The organism is Paenibacillus sp. ICGEB2008, from assembly GCF_000307675.1.
GTDB classification, from domain to species: Bacteria; Bacillota; Bacilli; order Paenibacillales; family Paenibacillaceae; genus Paenibacillus; species Paenibacillus polymyxa.
The window spans coordinates 166,802-186,414 of sequence record NZ_AMQU01000009.1 but is presented as its reverse complement, the minus strand read 5'-3'; the positions used below and the strand labels follow the sequence as shown (position 1 = coordinate 186,414).

Here is a 19,613-nt window from a genome sequence, read left to right as displayed (position 1 = left end):
ATTGTTTGTTTGGTGTGGGGCACTTTACTTAAAATTCATGACGTTGACCGTAAATTCGCAATTCACTGATCTCAAACATCGTACTTTGCGGCTCGATTATCGCCAGCTTGAAAAAGCGGAAAGAGGTGTTTTTATACTCATCCCTCACGTAAAGCCGTTGCTTTTCTTCGGTTCGTACAGTGAGCTGATCCGTCAAACGGGTCCAATTCTTCTCATCATTCGAGCCAAACACGGCAAGACCGGAGATCCGTTCGGGAAAGCTTCTTCTGCCTTGGACCTCGAAAACATGCCAAGATTACACCCCTAAGAATATCGAGTTTAATCGACAACTATATAAATATAACAAAACTAGACAAGACAACTGTTGAGAGAAAGTTGTCTTGTTTTGCACTTTTAGGACCTATACTATGGAGTTAGGAAAACAGATTTTAAAACTTTTTGATCATCAAGGCATAGTACTGGAAAACAAAAATATATATGCTTTAGGTCGCTTTGATAAAATTTCATCGCTGGGAATGATACAGAAAATCTATTAAAGCGAATAAATTTTTAGTTGTAAAAGAAAACGGTTACTTAAGGGTTGTTCCACGTTTGTTTGTTTTTGTCCCAATTATGAACGGAAAGGAGAAGACTTTGCCATGCCTCAGGGATAGAGATTGGAATTGAAATCTATGAGACGCAGGGGTAACCAATTAGCTGTTTATTATGCTCAATAGGAGGTTTGGGAATGAAAAAAACCATAACTTGCTTGATTTTGTTTGGACTGCTTATGAGTATGTTGCCGATCAAAAATGTGAGCGCTTCCGATAATGCTAGGCTTACCCAATCGGTAACCGCAAGCTCCGTCGAAGATTCGAGTAAAGCGGCTGATTTTGCGATCGACGGTGACCCGCTAACTAGATGGTCTTCACAATATTCAGATCCGCAGTGGATAAGTGTAGATCTCGGTAGCACCACCAAAATCAATGGTGTTACGCTCAACTGGGAAGCCGCTTACGCGAAGTCTTACCAAGTTCAGACATCGACGGATGATGATCATTGGACTACCGTCTATTCCACCACGACTGGAGATGGAGGAATCGATAAGATATCTTTCGAAGCAACAGACGCTAGATATGTAAAAATGAGTGGCATTGAAAGGGCTACCAGCTACGGATATTCCCTTTGGGAATTTGAAGTGCATTCAGCTGACCAGCCGGAGGATAACTCACCTCCAACAGCGCCCTCCAATCTGGTCAGTTCCTCTGTGTCGGATACGACAGTAAGCTTGCAGTGGACGGAATCTACAGACAATGTAGGTGTTTCAGGATACGACATCTACAAAGGATCAGACCTCGTAGGTTCCAGTGCGTCGACATCCTTCATCGTTACCGGCTTAACAGCCAACATGGCGTACAGCTTTTACGTGAAAGCTAGAGATGCCGCAGGTAACGTGTCAGATGCAAGCAATGTGATTGATGTTACCACCACCACAGCTAACACAAATATTGTTTCTGGTGAAACATATAAACTAACGGCACAGCATAGCGGCAAAAATCTGGAAGCAGGAGACTCAACTGCCGATGGAGCTAAGGTGCAGCAGTGGACGGACAGCGGCAGCGCTCGGCAGAGATGGAAAGTCATTGACGTTGGCGACGGATATTATAAATTGCTTGTACAATCCAGCGGTAAAGCATTGACAGTAGCCGGAGGCTCCTCAGAAGATGGTGCTAGTGTACAGCAATGGACAGACAGCGATTTAACTAATCAAAAATGGAAAATGATTGACGTCGGCGGTGGATATTATAAGCTGCTTGTACAATCTAGCGGTAAAGCGCTGGATGTAATCGGGGGTTATACTAATGACGGGGCAAATGTGCAGCAATGGACAGATAACGGAAATGATCAGCAGAAGTGGAAGTTTACGCTTGTTGACTCAACCCCTGATACGACGGCACCAACGGCACCAACAAATCTGAAAAGCTACTCCAAAACAAACACTTCGGTGAGTCTTGTATGGACCGCATCAACAGACGATGTAGATGTTACCAGCTACGATGTGTATAATGGAACAACTTTAGTCAATTCAACAACCACGACAAGTTATACGGTGACGGGACTTACCGCTAATACAGCATACAGCTTCACTGTAAAAGCCAGGGATGCAGCAGGAAATATTTCAGCAGCAAGTAATATCATAAAAGTTACGACGAATTCTACAACTGAGAATACGGGTTTTTATATTAACGGAACAACGCTCTACGATGCCAAGGGAAATCCGTTTGTGATGAGGGGAATCAATCACGCTTATACCTGGTACAAGGGACAAGAGTCTGTAGCGATCCCTGCCATTGCGAAAACGGGAGCGAATACTATTAGAATCGTACTGTCAGATGGTCAGCAATGGACGAAAGATGATCTGTCAGCGATACAAAATTTAATCACATTATCAGAGCAAAACAAATTGGTCGTTGTTCTTGAAGTCCATGATGGCACAGGGTCTGACAGCGCTGCTGTATTGGATAATATCGCTAATTACTGGATTGAAATGAAAAGCGCACTCATTGGGAAAGAAAGCACCGTCATCCTCAATATCGCGAACGAATGGTATGGAACCTGGGATGGAGGAGGCTGGGCGCAAGGTTATAAGTCTGTTATTCCTAAGCTCAGAAATGCTGGCATCAAAAATACAATTATTGTTGACGGTGCAGGATGGGGGCAGTACCCGCAATCTATTTTTCACTACGGAACAGAAGTCTTTAATGCAGATCCACTTAAAAATACGATGTTCTCCATTCATATGTACGAATATGCCGGCGGAAATGCCGCCACAGTAAAGAGCAATATGGATAATGTACTGAATAAAAACCTGGCTCTGCTGATTGGAGAATTTGGTATTAAGCATACAAGCGGTGATGTGGATGAGGCTACCATTATGAGTTACGCTGAGCAAAAGGGCGTAGGTTATCTTGCATGGTCTTGGAAAGGAAACAGCCCGGGTCTTGATTATCTGGATATGACCACTGACTGGCAAGGATCCAGCCTTACGGAACAAGGTCGTATTATCATTGAAGGCCCTAAAGGTATTAGGGCGACATCAAGATTAAGCACGGTTTATAGCGATTCAGCCAACAAATAGTCATCCAGTAAACCATGAGTATTTAACGTTAGCCAACAGTGTCCAGCATGAAAACAAGTCTTTGCTGTATGCAAAGCCGCCAACTTGGCGGCTTTTTTTTGTTGCAGAGTAAGAATATACATCGAATCAATTCAAATGTCGTCTTACAATCTACTAACTTAAAAGAATAATAAACAAGTTATGGAGACGGAGACGATTGAAAGTATATTAACTTGAGAAAGCAGCTACAATGTTCATTAGAGAAGCAGCACCCTGAAATTCAGAGAACATGTTAGAATCAGAAACGGATAATTTTATTGAAGAAAATGAACTAAGGAGCGGTTGAAATGGCGCGTGTTTTATTTTTTGATTATATCATCCATGATTCCATGTTTGGGTGTGGACGTATACTTGCTCAAATTCTTAAGCTTCCTGCAATCAATTCTTGTACTTCTTTTGCCCAGACAAAAAAATCATTCAATCATATTATGGAACAATGCTCCATTAATGTCCCTAAAGATATAGTTAAACCTATAAATGATAAATTTCAAAACCTGACGGCAATGGTAAAGGAGAAATATGGAGTGGAGATCCATTCACCTTACGAAGTGTTTCGTAATCTTGCACCACTAACAATCGTATATACAACAAGAGAGTTTCAACCTTATGGAGAAGCATTCGACCAAACTTATAAATTTGTAGGTCCATCCATCTCTTCACGATTAACGCAAGAAAGCTTCGATTTTACTGCAATCAAGGGAAAAAAACCAATTTACATCTCATTGGGTACAGTCTTTAACCGAGCAATTGACTTCTATAAGCTTTGTATTGAGGCATTTGGGAACACGGATCATACGATTGTCATGTCGATTGGGAATAGAACCCAATTTTCCGATTTAGGGGAAGTTCCTGAAAACTTCATCGAAAAAAATGATGTACCACAAACGGATATCTTGCAACACGCTAAATTATTTATTACACATGGTGGAATGAACAGTACCCACGAAGGTCTATATTACGAGGTTCCGCTGATTATAATCCCGCAAAGCGCGGATCAACCGATCATCACAGGACAAGTCGCCAATATGGGAGCAGGTATTAAGTTACAAATGGAAAGCTTGACTGCAAATCAATTGCGTGAAGCCGCAGATCATGTGTTAAGCCTTCCATTCAAAAAAGCTGTTGCACATATTAGAGAATCTTTTCAAAAAACTGGTGGATATCACCAAGCTGTTAATGAGATTTTCGCATTTAAAGGTCAATATCATATTTAAATATATATTAGATGTAAGCTCGTCTATTGCAGCATATTAGGGAATTCGGTAGAATTTACTCATACTACTTATGAGTAAGCTGGAAGGAGAGAGTAAAGGTTGAAGCAGGAGTATTGTACGCCGACTCAGCACCCAAAGTGGTTTGGACTGGCTGTTCAAGCGCTTGTTATATTGTCACAGGAAGACAAAAGCATAGCTTGTCCAAGTATTGAACTCGCCAAATATCTTCAGTCGGAGCCTTCTTTGCTGCGCCGCATACTTTCCGTTCTCGCAAAGGAAGGGTTTATCGGGACCCGGGAAGGCCGTGACGGCGGGTACCACCTTAGGAAACCGGCAGAATCTATACAACTGGTTGATGTATACGATGTATTTCGTTCAGGCAGCAGGCTTTCCTTCGGTATTACCGAGACAGCTGGCACGCATCCGCTCGGTAAATGTATGAAATCTACGCTTGAGGATATTACTCAAGAAATGGACGACAGCATACGCGGAGTATTAAGCAAGTACACGATTGCAGATCTCGCCAACCAACTGGAAGCCAAGCTTTAGATGGACCTGGAAAAAGACGGTTGACAGCGGCTTGCTTAGATTTTATACTGTGCAATATAAACCACAGTTAAATGCAAGCCGCGCGCAGCGTTAATTTTTAAGCTTATCTGTGTGATAATGAACACAGTTATGTCTGTGCGCAGAAGCGTAAATATTTTGGATTTTTCAAGGTACTTCGTTTTAGTAGGAATTCAAGCTCTGACTAGCCGCAAAGTCTAAATTTAACTGTGCTGAATAAAAAACAGTATTTATTTAAAAGGAGGATTCATAATGTCAACTTCAACTCATACTGGCCAGAGCTCCGCCTTGTTCGCCGATGTCATCCGCGAGCGCCGCTCTGTGCGTCATTACGACAAATCGGTTCGTCTATCTCACGAGGAAATTAAGGATATTCTGAAAGAAGCGTCGCTTGCACCTTCATCGAGTAATGTTCAGCCCTGGCGCTTCTTGGTTATTGAAACAGAGGAATTGAAAGCAAAACTGCAGCCCATCGCCTATAATCAATCCCAGGTTACTGAGGCTGCAGCGGTGATCGTTGTGCTTGGTGATACGGAAGGATATAAGAAGCTCGATGAAGTTTTCGGCGAAGCAGTAAAACATGGCTATATAGCGGAAGATACCGCTAAATCGTTCGTAGAAAGATCGATTCATACGTATGCTTCGTTACCAGAGGAAAGCCTTCACAAAGTCATTCATATCGATGGTGGTATTGTATCCCAGCAGCTCATGCTGGTTGCACGTGCTCACGGCTACGATACGGTCGCGATGGGTGGCTATAATGCGGCCGAGCTTAAGCAAGCGTTCGGTATTAGAGACCGCTACATTCCAATCATGCTGATTGCACTCGGTAAAGCGGCACAACCGGGTCATCAGACAACTCGGCTGCCGATAGACGACATCACATTCTTTAACGAGATGCCCGCTAACTAAAAACAAAACCCAACGAATTTAATTTTATGAATGAATAGAGACGAGAAATGACAACTTAAGGAAGTAGTATACATTCACAATTTCCAAAGGAGGATATCTGTTATGGCTCACCAGAAGAGAAGGAAAGAAGCTGCATGGAAGTCACGAAAGCAAGAACAGCATCCCCATGGTAAAATCAAATCGCTCAAGGAATTGTCCAGCGAACAGGATTGAGGAGTATACTACTTGGAAAAGAAGGGCTGTCGATGAAATTTATCGGCAGTCTTCTCATGGTGTGTGATCATAAAGGCCCTTCATACAGGCGGCATCCAATATATTTTATTTCAGTGGTCAGTGTTATTGGAGGCATTGAGTTAGCTATTCACCCCTGAAAATATACATAATATTTTCAGGGGTGTTTTTATTAGGTTTTCATTGTCAAAGCGAAAATTACTGCAATTCACCAATGCGTGTGGGGGACTGTCGGCCCTTTTACGGAAAGCTTGCCAACAGACGGTAGAGGACGTTCTTCGCTTGCAAGAAGCCGTAAATTGATGATAACGTTAATTTGACGAAAGCTAAATTAGGATGGGAGTTGAAAATTCTTGAAGAAACTCGGTAAATTTTTGCTTGTAGGTTTAAGCTTGGGGTTGGGCCTTACAATCGGTAATCTACAGACTCCTGCCGCCTCTGCCGCTGGTACCGAATATTATGTGTCGACAATTGGTAGCGATTCCAACGCGGGAACAAGCGACGCGCCGTGGAAAACGCTCCAGCATGCGGCTGACACAGTCTCTCCAGGCAGCAAGGTCTATGTCCGAGGCGGTGTTTACAAGGAGAAACTGAAAATCACCCGCTCTGGCTCCGCCTCGCAAGGCCCCATCGTGTTCGCAAGCTATGGCAACGAAACCGCCATTATTGACGGAACAGGCCTATCGGTCAGCGGGAACGAGGGGCTAATCGAATTGGCCGATGTCGATTACGTTACCATCCAGGGGTTTGAAATCCGCAATTTTACCACAGCTTCCAAGAACGCAGTGCCTACAGGCATTTACGTTTACGGTACAGGGAACTTCATCAATCTGTCCGATAATAAAATCCACGACATCAAAAACACGGCCACCCCAACCGGAAAGGACCGGCTGGGACGGGACGCTCACGGCATCGCTGTTTATGGCACGAAAGCTCCTGCATCGATTCATAACCTTACAATCAGCGGCAATGAACTATACAATCTCGTGCTCGGCTCTAGCGAATCGCTTGTTTTAAACGGTAATGTGGACGGCTTTGCAGTGACCAGCAACCTCATTCACGATAACGACAACATAGGAATCGATCTGATCGGCTTTGAAGGAACCGCACCGAATACTGCTTACGATCAAGTGCGAAACGGGTTGGTAAAGGGCAACCGAGTGTACAATAATTCGGTTCGAAATAACCCATCCTACAAGAGCGATGACAACTCGGCTGGCGGCATTTATGTAGATGGGGGCAAGGACAACATTATTGAGCAGAACTACAGCTATAACAATGACATCGGTGTCGAAATAGCCTCCGAGCATGCCGGCAAAGCCACCAGCAATATTACGGTCCGCAGTAACGTGATATATAACAACCGATTGACCGGCATTGCTATGGGCGGCTATGATGACGAACGTGGCTCAACGGTAAACAGCAAGATCGTGAACAATACGCTGTACAAGAACGATACATTGGACGATGGAAGCGGCCAGCTTTTAGTTCAGTATGATACACGAAACAACGTGATTAAGAACAATATTTTCGTAGCGAGTTCGACTGATGTGTTGATCTACAATGGATATACCCAAAATTCCGGCAATGTTGTTGATTATAATTTATATTTTGCACCTGGTGGCAGTTCGGGAGCCAACTGGACCTGGAAAGATAAAGAATATACGGGATTCGCCACGTACAAATCGGGAACGGGTAACGATGCGCATTCTCTGTTTGTCGATCCTAAATTCGTGAATGCCACGAATGGCGACTTCCATTTGCAGCCCTCGTCACCAGCGATCGATTCAGGATCAACGGATAACACCATCATCGGAACCGAGGATATCGACGGGGAGCCCCGCGTGAAAGGGAAGGCCGTGAATATCGGTGCAGATGAGTGAAACAAAACTAGACTCAAATGAATAGCTGATTTATCCCAAAAGCCCTCTAGGTTCGAGGGCTTTTGTCTTTATACATATAACATTCATAATTTGTGTATTTGTAATTTTTGTAGTTCTTGACACACTATAATTGATAATGAGAATCATTATTGATTAATTGAAAGGTCACTTTATGATCACCGAGCGCTTGTTGCTATGGAGAGGCATTTGTCCTGGATGTTAACTCGGTTGGCTTTGCTACTTGAGCATACACTGATCGGAACATTTCCTAGGCGCAACATTATTTTTCTATAGAGAAAGGTTGATAGTATTGGCTGCAAATAGACAATTATGTATTGGGTTATCCTTATCTGCAACATGGATGAAAGGAGACGGTTGGCGGCGCCCAGACAGCGGTGTGGAAAAGATGGGGGCCATTGACTATTACATTGATTTGGCGAAAATGGCGGAGAAGGCAAAGCTCGATTTTCTTTTCAAGGCGGATTATCTGTATGTTAGCCCGCAGATGCTGGGCGATTCCGCTAACTTTGGTAGTCCTGACCCTACAATGATGTTTGCGGCGATTGCTCGTGAAACCGAGCGAATTGGATTAGTGACAACAATTTCCACTACGTTCAATCCGCCGTATGTTGTCGCAAGGCAGCTTCAGTCGTTACACTGGCTCAGCAACGGACGTGCTGGCTGGAATATCGTGACTTCGATTGAAGGGGCAGAAAATTTCGGTGATTCGCCTATGCCTTCACCGCAAGAAAGATATGCGAAAGCCATGGAATTTACTGACGTCGTTCGCAAGCTCTGGGAAAGTTTCCCGAACGAAGCAATTGTGATTGATCGGGAGTCAGGCATTTTTTCTGATAAGGATAAGGTTACTTCAATCCATCATTCAGGTGATTTTTTCAGTGTCCGGGGGCCGCTTACTTTGCCTGCCCATACATCGGGGTCCATTCCTTTATTTCAAGCAGGCGCGTCAGATACAGGGCGAAATTTTGCCTCTTCAATAGCGGATGCTATCTTTGCGGCGATGCCGGATCTTGAGTCCGGCGTGGAATTACGAACCGATCTGAGAAGAAGAGCCAAGGAACATGGACGCGATCCGAACGCCATCAAAGTTTTGCCAGGATTGTATTTTTTCTTGGCTGAAACTCGCGAGGAAGCGCATGAATTGCATAAGTCTGCACATGCTCATTTGAGTGTGGAGCGCAGACATGCATCGCTCAAGTCAGTACTTGGCCTTGATTTAAGCAGCTTTGAGTTGGATCATTGCGTAACTGCCGATATGCTTCCCGATCCAAATCAGCCAGTCCGCAGCCGGACACATGCTGAGCTTTTGTGCCGGTATATTACGAAGTATGAGCCTACAGTGGAAGAGGTATTGGCAAGACCTGAGGTCGTTGGTTCTGCACATTGGGTCTCCGTTGGAACGGTTGATGACGTATTGAACGAGATTATTCAGCGGTTTGAGGCTGGGGCTATTGACGGATTTATAGCTCTTCCGGGCGGTTCAGAAGAATCTATGAAAATATTCTTTGAAAAACTGATGCCGCAGTTGGTTGAAAGAGGTTTGTTCAGAAGCGAATACGCAGGTTCTACACTGAGGGCACATTTAGCTATTTAACCTCTAATACTATCGAGGAACGAGAACATTAACCTGTAGATGACGAGAAACATTAGCTATATTCATATCCGTACATGCGGCTAATTTCTCCACTGTTCTGGGACTTTGTGATAGTACATTCAAGATTTCAAGACGTTTGTCACTTGATAGACACTTACCAATTCTAGCCAGTTGCTTATATAGATCTTCTTTGAAAAGCTTTGCGCACTTTAGCATATCTTCCATTCATTTATAACCTCATTTCAACTTGGTGACATATGTTAAGGATTCTACACTTTATATTTTGACCAATATGGCAAATCAAAAATACTTATTTATACACTGAAAAACCCTTTGAATCCAGCATTCTCCTCATAATAGGGCACTACCTCAATTGATGAATAGAATTTTAACATGTGAAGAGACGAAGTCAAGGGCCTCTGAACTAATGGATAATATGAGGATGGGACACAAATGTACAGTGACGCAGCGTTTCACCCATTCAAAGAGTTTGTGACGCAAAACGTGAACAGGTAGAGTGGTGAGGTTTGTGGATGTGCTGTTAAAAGTGGTTGACATTTGGGCTGGCTGAAGACTTTGCTTGGTAGCGGAAACAGAAGAAAACACGTAAAGACAAGAAAAAACCTTGGTTAGGATTTTGAACGATGTCGCTTTTTTTGGTACATGATGAACGGAATGACTACAATTAGCAATTAAAAAACGGCAAGTCGATGTATGTAAAGAGGAAGGGAAAATAAATTCCATGTAAGCGTTTGACATATTGGAATATCAATCTATAATTATGAACAGACTTGACCTCACCGAGAGGGAAGAATCCTGACTTTTCCCAGTCTGAATCGGATGAAGTTGTTGCCTATCAGGAATACGATAATCGATAGAGCTGTTGTTCAATAAACAGCAAGCTCCATAATCAGGGGCTTGCTCTTTTAGTTACCTAAGGAGAATGGGGCGAAATGACACTTAAAAAAAGGATCTTTTTATTGTTTTTTCTCAGCGCGTTTATTCCCTTTATCAGTATATTTGCAATTTCTTCTTATACCATTGATTCCATCTTTGTGAATAAAATCAATGATGGAATTAGGAGCAATCTTCAGCAGGTAACTTCATCACTGGAAAATTCAATTACTAACCTGAATCATGTGACTCAGCAATTATCATATCGCGGTACATTAGGCAAAAAACTGGATGAAGTCTTGAAGCCTTCCTCCAATATAATTGAATTGATTGAGGCTAGAGATGAATTAAAGAATGAGTTAAATGTTGTAACGTTTACTAATCCGAATATAGGTTTGACCTTATATTATTTCCAGAAAGAAGGCGCTACACAGTTCGCTAACTTTCCTATCAAAGATCGTTTTTCTCCCGAGTCTTTGCCTGTACTTTTCAAATCATATGGCATTACGTGCTATGGTCCCCATATTAGTATGAACCGATTTAATGACCAGCTCGTTTTATCTGCTATGCGGAAGGTACAACTGCCTCAAAGGGACGATGTGTATATTTACGTCGAATCCGGCTTTCGTCTCACACAGGATATACTGGGTTACAATCAATACCAAGGAGCTTTATCGCATTTGATCCTGAATGGTGAGGGCAAAATTGTGTATAGTGAAATTCCAGAAGTGATGAAAGTTGGGGAGAATTTCTCCAGCTTATCGAAAGGTGCTGCAAAAGATGGAATAGCCCGTGATTACCATTGGTTTAAGGAGGACTCCACTCAGAATTGGAGCGTCATATCGGTAATTTCGCAGGCGAAGTATCAACAGGAGAAAAACCAGTGGTTGCTTCAAATATTACTGGTCGCTTTATTTTTTCTCGGCTTTACCGTATTCCTTGCTTGGCTTCTGTGGAAGATGGTCTACAAACCACTCAGTCTGTTCCATTCGGAAATTAATGGAATGTCTCAGAATCCACAAAAGACAGGCAGCCAGACCCGCACTCAAATTCCTGAGTTCGACTTTCTGTTGGGGGAATTCTCTAATATGCAGCATCAAATCGGTGACCTGTTCAAGGAAGTGCAGCAGAAAGAGAAGATCCGTGCAGATTTGGAAGTGGAAAAACTGTTATATCAGATCAATCCTCACTTTTTGATGAATACGCTAGATACTGTGCACTGGCTGGCCGTCATGAATGGACAAGGGGAAATTGACAAGTTGGTGCAATCCTTGAACAAGCTGTTGTATTACAACTTGGGTAAATTAGGGCAAGTATCCACGATGGAAGAGGAAATTGATGCGCTAAGACAGTATCTAATCCTGCAGCAAATTCGATATGACTTTGAATTTAACGTACGTATTTCAGCGGATGATCAAGTGCTTCAAATACCTGTGCCTCGTTTTATTTTGCAACCGTTGGTTGAAAATTCACTTTATCATGGACTGAGTGACGAAGGTTTTATTCAAATTGAGGTTACACTTGCCAAAACACTGAATATTTTAATACAGGATAATGGAGCAGGCATGACCGAGGAAGCGATTCAAAGACTTCTGAACAATCGTATAACTGAACATAAAAAAGTAGGGATGGGCATCGGACTCAATTATGTCCACCGCATGTTGAGGGCACAGTACGGAGATCAAGCACAACTGGTGATCGAAAGTGAATTGGGTACAGGGACAAGTATACTGCTCATACTTCCGATCAAAGGAGAAGATGTCTGAGGATGATTAAGGTATTGATAGTGGATGACGATAAATTAGTACGAAAAGGAATAAGCTCCGCGATGCCGTGGAACGAGTTCAATATGGAGGTTGTAGGAGAAGCAAGTAACGGGTTGAAAGCACTGGATTTTCTGAAAGCCCAACCGGTCGATCTGATGTTGACGGATCTCGCGATGCCGGTGATGTCAGGTATTGAACTGATGCGAGCTGCAAGGCAGCTCTATCCAGAACTACATATTGTCGTATTAACACTGCATCAAGATTTCGATTATATCCAGGAAGCGCTAAGGTTGGGAGCCATCGACTATATAGCCAAGGTTCAGCTCGAGAAGGAGCAATTCGAACATGTGCTGTCTCGAATACATACCCGGATTGAAGAACTGGCAAATAAAAAACGAAAGTTGCCGCTGCTAAGTGAGACCAATGTCCATTATCGCCATGTGTATGCACTTATTTCACTGGATCGCAAGTTAGGACAGAGTTGGCCGATTGAACCGACATCCAATGGAGATGAGATCCGGTGGGAGGTTGAACGGAACAGTTGGATGTGGACGGCACCCATGGACGTAGAGGAACAGCTGTTCCATAGGCTGAAGGAATACCTAGCCCAAGTTCCTCAAGGCGCCTTGCTGGTTATGTCCGACGTACAAGAGCGAACGTGGTCGCAAATCCAAAACTGGATTATGAATTATACTGAAACGTCCTTATTCTATGCATACGACCCTTATAATCCTGTCATTGCTGTTTCGATGAATGTGGAGGACTCATTTCCAATAGAACCGCAGGATGAAGACATGGATCGAATTAAGCAAAGTTGGTTTCTAACACCATGGACCCATAACGACAGTTACTACAACCAACTGATTGAACAGTTTAAATCACTAAGACTGCATAAAAGCCAGCTGATGGGATTGCTATACTCGATAGTTATGGAATGGAATCACCTTTTTGCCCAGACTAAGCTGGGTAGAATCTCAATGATTCATTCTTTTCTATCCTGGTACGAGGTAGAAGCTTGGATCAAGCAGACGTCTGTGGGTATTCGTAAGGCAGATGAACAGACTTCATATTCACAGGAAATTGTAGACGCCGTCAAAAAATCGATTATGATCATGCAAAATGATTTGGACCAGGCTTTTACTGCTTCAAGTTTGTCACAGCAACTGAACATCAGCCGAAGCTATTTCAGTCAATGCTTCAAGGATCTGATGGGGAAGACCTTTAATGAATACTCCCGTTTTATACGAGTAGAGAAGTCTAAAGAGTATTTATTGAATACAAACAACACGATTTTCTGGATTGCGGAGCGAGTGGGTTATACGGATGAAAAATATTTCAGCCGAATTTTTCGCGAATTGACAGGTCTGCTGCCAAGTGAATATCGACAGCTGGGCAGAGGGGATAAAAAGCGTACTCTTTTATAATTCCATTAATCAAGCCGACAGATTTCTGTTTCAGGAGCTGCCGGTTTTTTGTTCTTCACTTTGATTAGTAAGTATGGATAGACAGATGTATGTCGTGAGGTAGGATAAATGATTACATGCTAACTATGGCTTTCTGGCTCATAATGAAACCGCATACATTTTTCTATCCAAACAGACGTTAAATCCCTATCTCGATTTGTCTTCATCGAGTTTTATAATGAAAGCGTAAACAACAATGATAGAGAAATATTCAGAACGAAGGGGAATCGAAATGTGATGAGAACTAAATGGTCCATAAAAAGCAAACTGTTAACGAGACGTCTGGCCGTACTGTCGATATCTGCCCTGATGATTTCAACCCTTGCAGCCTGTGGGGGGGCATCCAACCCTCCCACTGCGAAGGAAGCGGGGAAATATGAGGTAACACCGGGAGACCCATTCAGTGCCTATAAAGACGAAATAACCGTCACGATGGGGCGTGTGACTACAGCCAACCCAAAACTGCCGGCTGGAGATTCGTATGAGAACAATGCGTATACTCGACTGGTCAAAAAAGCGTTTAACGCTCAGATTAAAGACCAATTTGAAGCCAACGGAGAAGATTACAGTCGCCAGGTTTCGCTTGCCATCGCCTCTGGAGAACTGCCTGACATGATGCGTGTCGATTCCAAGGATGAACTCAAAGAACTGGTTGATAATGATCTGATTGAAGATATGACGGAAATTTACAAACAGTATGCCACAGATAATATCAAGAATATTTACGACTCTTATGAAGGCCGTGCATTAGACAATGCGACGATAGATGGACGTTTAATGGGGCTTCCGGCTACTTCCCTAGATTCCGCACCAACCATGGTCTGGGTTCGTCAGGATTGGCTGGATCTACTGGGAATCCATCTTGACGCAGACGGAGATGGTGCCATCAAGCTGGACGATGTGGAGAAAACGGCCGAGGAATTCTTGAAAAGAGATCCGGGTCAAACCGGGAAACCGGTAGGCATACCCTTTGTGAACACCCTGAATACAACTGACTATAATGGTTCTGCCTATACCATGCTCGGAGTTGCCTCAACAAAGGGTTCATTCCCTCAGTACTGGATGAAGGGTAAAGACGGTAGCATTGTTTATGGCTCGACAACAAAGGAAACCAAGCAGATGTTAGGCGTCATGGCAGATTGGTTCAAGAAAGGCATCATCGATCCGCAATTTGGAACACGCACATTTGATGACATCACGGCACTGTACACCAACGGCCAATGCGGCATTGCTTTTGGACCATGGCATATTCCCGACTGGGGTCTGGGCAACGTGAAGCAGAAGGATAAGAATGCGAAATTCACGGCTTACACTTTGGAGGATGCAGATGGAAAGGTAAACGTGGCACACGCCAATCCAGCTAATCAGTTTATCGTTGTAAGAAAAGGATACGAACACCCGGAACTCGCTGTTAAAATAGTAAACCTTTTCTACGATAAACTAGCAAATGATAAAAATGTGGGAACATCTATGCCAGAAGCTGCCAAGTATCAAGAGAACGGCGTAGACGGTTCTACCAGACCGTTTAATATTGAAGTCAACTCGGCGACCTCGTTACTAGATGACTACTCTGACATCGTTCGCGGGATTAAAGGAGAGATTAGTCTGGATCAGGTCCGGACAACAGAATCAAAAAACAATATTAAGAGTATCCAAACTTACTTGAGTGATATGGATACGGATAACGTAACAGCCTGGTCGAAATATCACTCGCGTATCAACGGAGTGGGGCTTATTGACAAACTGACAAGGGAAAACAAATTCGTTTGGATGACACCTGCTTACTCTGGAACTACACCAAGCATGAAACAGACCTGGGCTAATCTGACCAAGATGGAGCAGGAATCTTTCATCAAAATTGTGACTGGTGCTGAACCTCTGAATTACTTCGATACATTCGTTAGCAATTGGAAGAAGCAAGGCGGTGATCAGGTAATTCAGGAAATTAAAGACGAGGTTGCATCCAAAAAATAAACAATCTTGAACTGTTTATAGGGCTGCGATACGCAGCCCTGCTTTTAGGAAAGGGGTCCATCCATGAAACAGGGAAATGATAAAGCAAAGAGCCCGTTCGGTACGGGTGCCATATATCATCTGATGATGCTTCCGGGTATTTTATTTCTGCTGGTATTCAGCTATGTTCCGATGGTCGGTGTCATTACGGCGTTTCAGGATTATATACCAGCCAAAGGAATGTTAGGCTCCAAATTTGTAGGGCTGAAGCACTTTATTTATATGTTTAAGTTGCCGGACATCGCACAGGTTTTTAGTAATACGTTGGTGATTGCCATTGCCAAGATTCTATTGGGAACAATCATGGCTATCATTTTTTCCATTTTGTTAAATGAGATCCGCATCAAATTCGTTAAAAAATCCGTACAGACCATTGTTTATCTGCCACACTTTCTATCCTGGGTAGTTCTAGCGTCCGTGGTTGTTAACATGTTCAGTTTGGATGGAATTGTGAATCAAATTTTGGCTTTTTTCGGTCTGCAGAATATTAATTTTCTCGGCAGCAACACCTGGTTCCAGCCGCTGATTATTGGGACAGACGTGTGGAAGGAGTTCGGCTACAGTTCCATCGTCTATTTGGCTGCAATTACTTCGATTGATCCGGGCCTGTATGAAGCGGCAGGAATGGATGGAGCCAGCTGGTGGAGAAAAGTATGGCATATTACGTTGCCAGGCATGCTGCCTATTATCCTGCTCATGGGAGTGATGAGTCTGACCAATATTTTGAGTGCCGGCTTCGATCAAATTTATAATCTGTATAACCCCGTTGTCTATGAGTCGGGAGATATTCTGGATACTTATGTATATCGGATTGGACTTGTCGGGCGACAGTATAGCTTTGGTACGGCTGTTGGTCTGTTCAAGTCAGTGATCGGTATTGTTTTGCTATTGTCCGCCAACCAATTGGCCAAAAAATACACTGACCGAAAAATATTTTAAGGAGGTCAAGCCTGTGTCCTATTTTGTAAACCAAAAAGGTCGAATTGGCGGGTTAATCATCTATGCCATCGTCATTTTGCTGGCATTGATTTGCCTTCTTCCATTATGGAATATCGTTGCGATTTCATTTAGCAGCAGTGAGGCCGTGTCAGCTAATGCTGTAGGTCTCGTACCGGTCAATTTTACAACCGCAGCGTATACGAAAATTATCGATGATGCTCAGTTCTGGCGTTCCTTTGGCATATCTGTTCTACGTGTTGTGCTCACACTTCTTCTCAACATGATTCTTATTGTTCTAATGGCATACCCGCTCTCCAAGTCGAAAAGAGAATTTAGGGGCAGAAACATTTATATGAACGTCATGATTTTTGCCATGCTGTTCAGCGGTGGAATGATCCCAAGTTATCTATTGATCAAAAACCTCAATATGCTCAATACAATTTGGTCGCTTGTTCTACCAGGAGCTGTCCCTATATTCAGTGTCATCCTTGTCATGAACTTCTTCTCTGCTGTACCTAAGGCCCTAGAAGAAGCAGCATTCATCGATGGGGCGAGTCCGCTGCAGGTCCTGTTCAAAGTGTATGTTCCCGTGTCCATCCCTGCGCTGGCGACGGTAGCACTATTCAGTATCGTGGGAACGTGGAATGATTTCTTCAGCGGTTTGATCTATATGACTCAAGTCAGCAATTATCCACTAATGACTTATATTCAGTCCCTTAACGTGAATATTGCGGAACTTCTTCAATCCGGGACCAACTCAGCACAACTCAGCAACTTGACTGAAATTTCAAACAAAAATCTAAATGCGGCCAAAATCGTAGTCGCTGTCATCCCGCTGCTGCTGATTTATCCGCTGCTTCAAAAATATTTTGTGACTGGAATTGTTGTAGGATCGGTAAAAGAGTAATTGTATGATGTGACTTGATTAAGATAAAAACACTATTCGTCTATTGGAAAGGTTGTAATGAACAATGGAAAATAAAAATTGGTGGAAAGAAATTGTTGTATACCAGATATATCCACGGAGCTTTCAAGATAGTAATGGTGATGGAATCGGCGATTTGAAAGGAATTGTTTCCCGTCTGGAATATTTGCAGCAACTCGGTGTCGGTGCAATTTGGCTATCACCAGTTTGTAAATCCCCTCAGGATGATTATGGTTATGATATTTCGGACTATCGGGATATTGATCCGATGTTCGGGTCTTTGGATGATATGGAGATGTTAATTCATGAAGCTGGGAAACGTGACATTCGGATCATAATGGATTTGGTATTGAACCATACTTCCGATGAGCATCCCTGGTTTCAAGAAGCAAAAAAAAGTAAAGAAAATCCGCACCATGACTATTATGTCTGGAGAGATGGCGTTGAAGGAATGCCACCAAACGACTTGGGTTCCACCTTTGGTGGTTCAGCTTGGGAATGGGTACCCGAGATAGGACAATATTATTTACATCTTTTTTCTGTAAAACAGCCGGATCTCAACTGGGAAAACCCAAAAGTCCGACAAGAGATTTACGAAATGATCAGTTGGTGGATAAGCAAGGGTGTAGGCGGTTTTCGGCTTGACGTAATTGACTTAATCGGAAAAGAACCAGATTTGAAAATTACCAGCAACGGGCCAAATCTGCATAAGTATATAAGGGAACTCAGCAAGGAGACGTTTCAAAAAGCTGGAGACCTGCTGACGGTTGGAGAAACATGGGGCGCTACGCCAGAGATCGCCAAATTGTATAGCAACCCGGACGGCAGTGAGTTTTCAATGGTATTTCAATTTGAACATATTAGTTTGGATGAACAAGAGGGAAAAGGGAAGTGGGATCTTAAGCCTCTAGATTTTCTAGAATTAAAAAAAGTGTTGTCCAAATGGCAGACAGAGCTGAAGGGGGATGCCTGGAACAGTTTGTTTTGGAATAATCACGACTTACCCCGAATCGTTTCTCGTTGGGGAAATGACGGAGAATACAGGATAGAATCGGCTAAAATGTTGGCAACCCTTCTTCATGGCATGCGAGGCACACCATACATTTATCAGGGGGAAGAATTAGGAATGACGAATGTTCAATATCCAATTGAAGACTATCGGGATATTGAGTTACTAAATTTCTATAAAGATAGAATTGAGAAAGGATACCCCGAAGACAAAGTTATGGAGTCAATCTTTGCAAAGGGTCGTGATAACGCTCGAACACCAATGCAGTGGGACGCTTCAGACAACGCTGGTTTTACATTAGGGAATCCTTGGATTAAAGTAAACCCGAATTATAAGGATATCCATGCACAAGAAAGTTTAAATAACCCTGAGTCCATATTCCATTATTATCGGAAACTAATCCGATTAAGGAAAGATCATGAAGTGATCATATATGGGGATTATGAGCTGATGTATCCCGAGAATAAAGATTTGTTCGCGTACACTCGAACGCTGAAAGGAGCTAAACTACTTGTAGTATGTAATTTTCAAAAATACACAACCGATCTCCCACTTCAGAAAGAGCTGGCAGAGACTAAACAGCTGCTAATATCCAATTATCCGAATAACATGTCTGATGTAGAAATGCGCCCTTATGAAGCGAGAATGTACCTTATCGATACACTCAATAAATGAAAATGAATATCCCACAAATGTATATTGTCGGACATTCCATCGGTGGGCAAGTGGTGACTGAGTTTGCGTTATCATATCCATCTATGGTTAAGTGGCTAGTGGTCCGGAAGAAACATCTTGGTGCTTGGAAGCGGCGGGTGAGTGGAAATCGGTTGTTTACAGATATGGAACAGCGACAGTCTAGGACTTTATTTTCTCGTCCTTGATTGTCGCTGTTTCAATTTCTAGGCTCAGTCTAATAAGGAATTTATTTAACAGATATAGAGAATGAGATGGTGCAACAGACAAGCGGATTGACACAAGAGATTGAGAACGAACTTATAACTTCCATGTCAATAGAGGAAATGAAA

General features: G+C 42.9%; 15 protein-coding genes and 1 pseudogene. 14 read left to right on the top strand and 2 right to left on the bottom strand.

The annotated features are described in order from the left end of the window. Positions 1 to 28 precede the first annotated feature (28 nt). Positions 29 to 232 (bottom strand): hypothetical protein, encoded by a 204-nt coding sequence (locus C400_RS27185; RefSeq protein WP_155764923.1) that lies wholly within the window; start codon positions 230 to 232, stop codon positions 29 to 31. Between the two features lie 495 nt (positions 233 to 727). Here C400_RS27185 and C400_RS0110780 point away from each other — a divergent pair, with 495 nt between their 5' ends. The 7 genes from C400_RS0110780 (at position 728) to C400_RS0110750 (ending at position 9,579) form a co-directional block, all read left to right on the top strand. After that, positions 728 to 3,118 carry a cellulase family glycosylhydrolase gene (locus C400_RS0110780; protein WP_017426982.1) on the top strand — a complete coding sequence of 797 codons (2,391 nt, stop codon included), beginning with the start codon at positions 728 to 730 and terminating at the stop codon, positions 3,116 to 3,118. A gap of 326 nt (positions 3,119 to 3,444) precedes the next feature. Beyond that, positions 3,445 to 4,371 carry a macrolide family glycosyltransferase gene (locus tag C400_RS26220; RefSeq protein ID WP_017426981.1) on the top strand — a complete coding sequence of 309 codons (927 nt, stop codon included), beginning with the start codon at positions 3,445 to 3,447 and terminating at the stop codon, positions 4,369 to 4,371. Positions 4,372 to 4,470: 99 nt separating this feature from the next. Continuing rightward, a complete protein-coding gene (locus C400_RS0110770) occupies positions 4,471 to 4,920 on the top strand; it encodes an RrF2 family transcriptional regulator (RefSeq protein ID WP_016820848.1) in 450 nt (149 codons plus the stop codon). Positions 4,921 to 5,190: 270 nt separating this feature from the next. Continuing rightward, positions 5,191 to 5,850 carry a nitroreductase family protein gene (locus tag C400_RS0110765; protein WP_016820849.1) on the top strand — a complete coding sequence of 220 codons (660 nt, stop codon included), beginning with the start codon at positions 5,191 to 5,193 and terminating at the stop codon, positions 5,848 to 5,850. A gap of 102 nt (positions 5,851 to 5,952) precedes the next feature. Continuing rightward, on the top strand, positions 5,953 to 6,063 hold the full coding sequence (locus tag C400_RS27770; RefSeq protein WP_014599788.1) for a DUF6254 family protein: 111 nt from the start codon (positions 5,953 to 5,955) through the stop codon (positions 6,061 to 6,063). Between the two features lie 371 nt (positions 6,064 to 6,434). Next, complete coding sequence (locus C400_RS0110755) at positions 6,435 to 7,964, top strand: right-handed parallel beta-helix repeat-containing protein (RefSeq protein WP_017426980.1); 1,530 nt, start codon at positions 6,435 to 6,437, stop codon at positions 7,962 to 7,964. A 310-nt stretch (positions 7,965 to 8,274) separates the two neighbouring features. Beyond that, complete coding sequence (locus C400_RS0110750; protein WP_038978017.1) at positions 8,275 to 9,579, top strand: NtaA/DmoA family FMN-dependent monooxygenase; 1,305 nt, start codon at positions 8,275 to 8,277, stop codon at positions 9,577 to 9,579. A 30-nt stretch (positions 9,580 to 9,609) separates the two neighbouring features. On the opposite strand, the pseudogene C400_RS0110745 reads toward C400_RS0110750, so the two are convergent. Continuing rightward, positions 9,610 to 9,804 (bottom strand): annotated as a pseudogene (locus C400_RS0110745) (ArsR/SmtB family transcription factor); the annotation flags it as partial. A 728-nt stretch (positions 9,805 to 10,532) separates the two neighbouring features. Here C400_RS0110745 and C400_RS0110740 point away from each other — a divergent pair. The 7 genes from C400_RS0110740 to C400_RS27765 all read left to right on the top strand — a co-directional run bounded on the left by C400_RS0110740 (position 10,533) and on the right by C400_RS27765 (position 19,469). Beyond that, positions 10,533 to 12,239, top strand: a complete 1,707-nt coding sequence (locus C400_RS0110740; protein ID WP_017426977.1) for a sensor histidine kinase — start codon at positions 10,533 to 10,535, stop codon at positions 12,237 to 12,239. A 2-nt stretch (positions 12,240 to 12,241) separates the two neighbouring features. Beyond that, entirely contained in the window at positions 12,242 to 13,663 is a 1,422-nt protein-coding gene (locus C400_RS0110735; protein ID WP_017426976.1) for a response regulator transcription factor, read from the top strand. A gap of 276 nt (positions 13,664 to 13,939) precedes the next feature. Further along, on the top strand, positions 13,940 to 15,676 hold the full coding sequence (locus C400_RS0110730) for a sugar ABC transporter substrate-binding protein (protein ID WP_017426975.1): 1,737 nt from the start codon (positions 13,940 to 13,942) through the stop codon (positions 15,674 to 15,676). A gap of 63 nt (positions 15,677 to 15,739) precedes the next feature. After that, positions 15,740 to 16,654, top strand: coding sequence for an ABC transporter permease (locus C400_RS0110725; RefSeq protein ID WP_016820866.1), 915 nt, complete (start codon positions 15,740 to 15,742; stop codon positions 16,652 to 16,654). A gap of 13 nt (positions 16,655 to 16,667) precedes the next feature. Beyond that, the gene (locus C400_RS0110720; RefSeq protein WP_016820867.1) at positions 16,668 to 17,561 is read left to right on the top strand and encodes a carbohydrate ABC transporter permease; all 894 of its coding nucleotides are present in this window, start codon (positions 16,668 to 16,670) and stop codon (positions 17,559 to 17,561) included. 64 nt (positions 17,562 to 17,625) lie between these two features. Beyond that, positions 17,626 to 19,263: a glycoside hydrolase family 13 protein gene (locus C400_RS0110715; RefSeq protein WP_017426974.1), complete on the top strand. Its 1,638-nt coding sequence runs from the start codon at positions 17,626 to 17,628 to the stop codon at positions 19,261 to 19,263. Next, a complete protein-coding gene (locus C400_RS27765) occupies positions 19,260 to 19,469 on the top strand; it encodes an alpha/beta fold hydrolase (protein WP_128574135.1) in 210 nt (69 codons plus the stop codon). Before C400_RS0110715 ends, C400_RS27765 begins: the two co-directional genes overlap by 4 nt. Positions 19,470 to 19,613: the final 144 nt, after the last annotated feature.

What these genes read in the sequence shown, in the direction of transcription:
- C400_RS0110780 (WP_017426982.1), top strand. Translation starts at nt 728, where the DNA reads ATGAAAAAAACCATAACTTGCTTGATTTTGTTTGGACTGCTTATGAGT.
- C400_RS26220 (WP_017426981.1), top strand. Translation starts at nt 3,445, where the DNA reads ATGGCGCGTGTTTTATTTTTTGATTATATCATCCATGATTCCATGTTT.
- C400_RS0110765 (WP_016820849.1), top strand. Translation starts at nt 5,191, where the DNA reads ATGTCAACTTCAACTCATACTGGCCAGAGCTCCGCCTTGTTCGCCGAT.
- C400_RS27770 (WP_014599788.1), top strand. Translation starts at nt 5,953, where the DNA reads ATGGCTCACCAGAAGAGAAGGAAAGAAGCTGCATGGAAGTCACGAAAG.
- C400_RS0110740 (WP_017426977.1), top strand. Translation starts at nt 10,533, where the DNA reads ATGACACTTAAAAAAAGGATCTTTTTATTGTTTTTTCTCAGCGCGTTT.
- C400_RS0110735 (WP_017426976.1), top strand. Translation starts at nt 12,242, where the DNA reads ATGATTAAGGTATTGATAGTGGATGACGATAAATTAGTACGAAAAGGA.
- C400_RS0110730 (WP_017426975.1), top strand. Translation starts at nt 13,940, where the DNA reads ATGAGAACTAAATGGTCCATAAAAAGCAAACTGTTAACGAGACGTCTG.
- C400_RS0110725 (WP_016820866.1), top strand. Translation starts at nt 15,740, where the DNA reads ATGAAACAGGGAAATGATAAAGCAAAGAGCCCGTTCGGTACGGGTGCC.
- C400_RS0110715 (WP_017426974.1), top strand. Translation starts at nt 17,626, where the DNA reads ATGGAAAATAAAAATTGGTGGAAAGAAATTGTTGTATACCAGATATAT.
- C400_RS27765 (WP_128574135.1), top strand. Translation starts at nt 19,260, where the DNA reads ATGAAAATGAATATCCCACAAATGTATATTGTCGGACATTCCATCGGT.